The sequence below is a fragment of the Nocardia sp. NPDC003345 genome (genome assembly GCF_053589395.1).
Genome location: NZ_JBSFRU010000430.1, coordinates 1 through 4543 on the forward strand (window position 1 = coordinate 1; position 4543 = coordinate 4543).

Genomic DNA, 4543 nt, shown 5'->3' on the forward strand with positions numbered 1-4543 from the left:
GTGGCTGACCGCGGAGAGCAGGTCACGACGCAACCGGTCGGCCTCGGCGAGCGCGGCCGCCTGATTGGCTTCCTCGGCGAGCTGCTCCCGTTGCACCAGCCCGACGGCCTGATTGGCGACGGCCTCCAGCACCCGCCGGTCCCGGGCGCGCAGGGTGGGGCCGCCCAGCAGCAGCCAGTAGTCGCCGTCGCGCACCTCCACGGCCGTATCGGCGGTATCGGCACGTTCCGGGGGATCCTCGCCCACCGACGCGATGATCCCGTCGGTGTGATGGCGCAGGGTCACCGCCCGCTGGTTGTAGGTCTGGCGGAGCCGGTCGAGCAGTGCGGGCAGATCGGTGCCGCGCAGGACCGACCCCGCGAACAGGGTGAGCAGTTCGGCCTCCCGGGAGGCCTGCCCGGCCTGTTCGGCCCGCCGGGCTGCGGTATCGACGAGCACCGCGACCGCGACCGCGACCACCAGCAGCAGCACCGCGGGCAGGAAATTGTTCGGTTCCTGGATGGTGATGCTGTAGCGGGGGTCGGTGAACAGCACGTTGAGCAGGAGTCCGGCCAGCAGCGCGGCGGCGATCGCCGGGAGCACACCGCCGAACAGCGCCACCGCCAGCACCGCGACGAAATACAGCGCGCTCTCGCTGACCAGATCGAGATAGCGGTCCAGCCAGGACGCCAGCAGTACCGAGATCGCCGACGGCACCACGAACGCGGCGATCCAGGCCGCCGTGCGCCGCATCCGGGGCCGGGGCCGCCGCCGGCGGCGGCGCCGGCCCGCCGCTTCGTGGGTCACCATATGGACATCGATCTTGCCGGATCGCTGGACGACCTCCGCGCCGATACCCTCGTCGAATATCCGCGCCCAGCGGGAACGCCGGGAGGTACCGAGTACGAGCTGGGTGGCGTTGACCGTCCGCGCGAAATCGAGCAGCGCCACCGGCACATCGTCGCCGACCACCGTATGCAGTTCGGCGCCGAGGTGGGCGGTGAGCTCGCGGACGGCCGCCATCTGCGGCGCCGCCACCCCGGTCAGCCCGTCACCGCGCACGACATGGACGACGAGCAGTTCGGCACTGGATTTTGCCGCGATCCGGCCCGCCCGCCGGACCAGGGTCTCCGATTCCCGGCCGCCGGTGACCGCCACGACGACCCGTTCCCGTGCTTCCCAGGTGGCGGTGATCCGATGGTCGGCGCGGTATTTCGCCAGCGCCGCGTCCACCTGATCGGCCAGCCACAGCAGGGCCAGTTCGCGCAGCGCGGTGAGGTTGCCGCGCCGGAAATAGTGGGCGAGCGCGGCATCGGCCTTATCGGCGGCGTACACATTGCCGAGACTGATCCGCCGCTGCAGCGCCTCCGGGGTGATGTCGACCAGTTCGATCTGGTCGGCGGCGCGGACCACCGCGTCCGGCACCGTCTCGCGCTGGACCACCCCGGTGATCTGCTCGACCACATCGTTGAGGCCCTCGAGGTGCTGGATGTTCACCGTGGACACCACGGTGATCCCGGCCGCGATCAGTTCCTGGATGTCCTGGTAGCGCTTCCGGTTGCGGCTGCCCGGGGTGTTGGTGTGCGCGAGTTCGTCCACGAGCACCAGGTCCGGCCGCCGCCGCAGGACCGCGTCCACATCCAGCTCGTACTGCACCGTCCCGCGATAGGGAATGGCGATACGGGGGAGTTGTTCGATGCCCTCGAGCAGTTCCGCGGTCTGCGCGCGACCGTGCGTCTCCACGATCGCGGCCACCACGTCCTGGCCGCGGGCGATCCGGCGGCGCGCTTCCCCGAGCATCGCGTAGGTTTTCCCGACCCCGGGGGCCGCGCCGAGATAGATGCGCAGCTCACCCGGGGTCCGGTCGTGTGTGGTGCTCACGTCGGCATCATGTCACCGTGCACGGTTCACTCGTCGCCCGCCGCGGCCGGCGCCGGATAGCGGCCGTCCAGATCCAGGTTGAGCTCGAGCACGTTCACGTGCGGTTCGCCGAGGAAGCCGAGCTCGCGGCCGGTGGTGTGGTCCGCGACGGCGGCGCGGACCACGGCCGGGTCGACGCCGCGGGCCGCGGCCACCCGGTTCACCTGGATCTCGGCGTAGGCGGTGGAGATATCGGGATCGAGCCCGCTACCGCTACTCGTGACCGCGTCGGCCGGAACCGCCGGGTCGGTGGGTGCGTCGCCGGGAACAGGGACTATCCGGCCGGTCGAGTAGTCCTCGCCGTAGCGCGCGCATTCGACCCGCACGCCCTGGTATTCGGCCAGGAACACCGGCGCCGATGCGCTACGCCCGGCGGGGCACGGTTCGTTGACGCTGACCACGCGCGACGGTGTGACCGTCCCGTCGTGGTGGAAGGTGCCCATGACCGAGAGCACCGCGCCGACACCGCCGGGGGTGCAGAACGGCCGGGCGCCGTCCACACCTTCCCGCGCGCCGACCTCCCGGCTGCGGGTGCAGACCTGGGTGAGCAGACTCGGTGAGAACCCTGCCGTTTCCGGGCCCGAGCCGGTGGCCAGCAGGGCGGGATCGGCCGGGGTGTCGACGATATCCTCCGGGCCGAGGTTGCTCGGGCTGGAGGCGAGTCCGTCGTAACCGTCGCCGGCGGCGGACGGCCGGCTCTGGAAGTACCAGATGATCGGCGCACCGTCGGCGTCGGTGAACGATTGGCCGATCAGCGAACTGCCGACCACCCGGCCGTCCGCTTCGATGATCGAACCGTTGGCCTTGTCGTTGAGTCCGGGCAGTTGACCGACCGCCCAGATACCGGCCGGATAGAGCACGCCGGTCACCACGGTGAGCACCAGCAGCGCGCGCAGCGCCGCGAAATGCTGTCGGATCAGATCGGAAAAAGACATATCAGGACATCCCCGGCAGGTATTGGACGAAGAGATCGATGAGTTTGATCCCGAGGAACGGCGCGATGATCCCGCCCAGACCGTAGACCGACAGGTTGCGGCTCAGCAGGCTCGACGCGCTGCCCGGGGTGTACTGCACACCGCGTAGTGCCAGCGGGATCAGCGCCACGATGACCAGGGCGTTGAAGATCACCGCCGACAGGATCGCGGACTGCGGGCTTGCCAGCCGCATGATGTTGAGCAGGTCCAGCCCCGGGAACAGGCCGACGAACAGCGCCGGGATGATCGCGAAGTACTTGGCGATATCGTTGGCGATCGAGAAGGTCGTGAGCGCCCCGCGCGTGATGAGCAACTGTTTGCCGATCTCGACGATTTCGATCAGCTTGGTGGGGTCGGAGTCCAGATCCACCATGTTCCCGGCCTCTTTGGCCGCCGAGGTGCCGGTGTTCATGGCCACCCCGACATCGGCCTGGGCCAGTGCGGGGGCGTCGTTGGTACCGTCACCGGTCATCGCGACCAGACGGCCGCCTTCCTGCTCGCGCCGGATCAACGCCAGCTTGTCCTCCGGGGTGGCCTCGGCGAGGAAATCGTCGACCCCGGCCTCGTCGGCGATCGCTTTCGCGGTGAGCGGGTTGTCGCCGGTGATCATGACGGTGCGGATGCCCATCCGGCGCATTTCCGCGAACCGCTCCCGCATGCCCTGCTTCACCACGTCCTTGAGGTGGATGACGCCGAGTACGCGCGCGGCGCCGTCCCGGATCTCACCGACCACCAGCGGAGTCCCGCCGGCCGCGGAGATTCCGTCGACGACGGTGCCCAGTTCGGTGGGTACGGTCCCGCCCTCGCGGCGGATCCATTCGGCGACCGAATTGGCCGCGCCCTTGCGCAACCGGTGCCCGTCCAGATCCACACCGGACATCCGGGTGGCCGCGGTGAACGGCACCCACTCGGCGTGGGTGAGTTCCCCCGGGGTGCGCTCGCGCAGTCCGTACGCGGTCTTCGCGTACACCACGATCGAGCGGCCCTCCGGGGTCTCGTCGGCGAGGCTGGACAGCTGTGCCGCGTCGGCCAGTGCCGCGGGGTCGATATCGGAGAGCGGCAGGAAGTCCGCGGCCTGCCGGTTGCCGAGCGTGATGGTGCCGGTCTTGTCCAGCAGCAAGGTGTTCACATCACCGGACGCCTCGACCGCGCGCCCCGACATGGCCAGCACATTGCGCTGCACCAGCCGGTCCATCCCGGCGATCCCGATCGCCGACAGCAGGGCGCCGATGGTGGTCGGGATCAGGCACACCAGCAGTGAGACCAGCACGATCCCGGTTACGCCGTAGGAGTCCAGCGCGAGGCCGTCGGGCACACCCGGGTTGTTGGACTTGGAGAAGATCGCCAGGGGCTGCAGCGTGACCACCGCGACCACGAAAATGACGGTCAGCGCCGCGAGCAGGATATTGAGCGCGATCTCATTGGGCGTCTTCTGCCGGGACGCCCCCTCCACCAGGGCGATCATCTTGTCGATGAAGCTCTGGCCCGGTTCCTGGGTGACCTTCACGACGATCCGGTCCGACAGCACGGTGGTACCGCCGGTGACCGCCGAACGGTCACCGCCGGATTCCCGGATGACCGGCGCGGATTCGCCGGTGATGGCCGATTCGTCCGAGTACGACGATTTCTATCTGGACGCGCTGGCCCGGGTGCGCATGCCCGCCTACACC

At 69.4% G+C, this 4543-nt stretch carries 2 protein-coding genes and 1 pseudogene; all 3 read right to left on the reverse strand.

The genetic code is table 11. The features are described 5' to 3' along the window. On the reverse strand, nucleotides 1-1860 hold a 1860-nt coding region (locus tag ACWDU1_RS29915), incomplete at its 3' end, for a DUF4118 domain-containing protein (RefSeq protein ID WP_450003593.1). Nucleotides 1861-1886: 26 nt separating this feature from the next. Continuing rightward, entirely contained in the window at nucleotides 1887-2834 is a 948-nt protein-coding gene (locus ACWDU1_RS29920; protein ID WP_450003595.1) for a potassium-transporting ATPase subunit C, read from the reverse strand. A 1-nt stretch (nucleotide 2835) separates the two neighbouring features. Beyond that, nucleotides 2836-4485, reverse strand: a pseudogene (kdpB, locus tag ACWDU1_RS29925) (potassium-transporting ATPase subunit KdpB); the annotation flags it as partial. Between the last annotated feature and the right edge of the window lie 58 nt (nucleotides 4486-4543).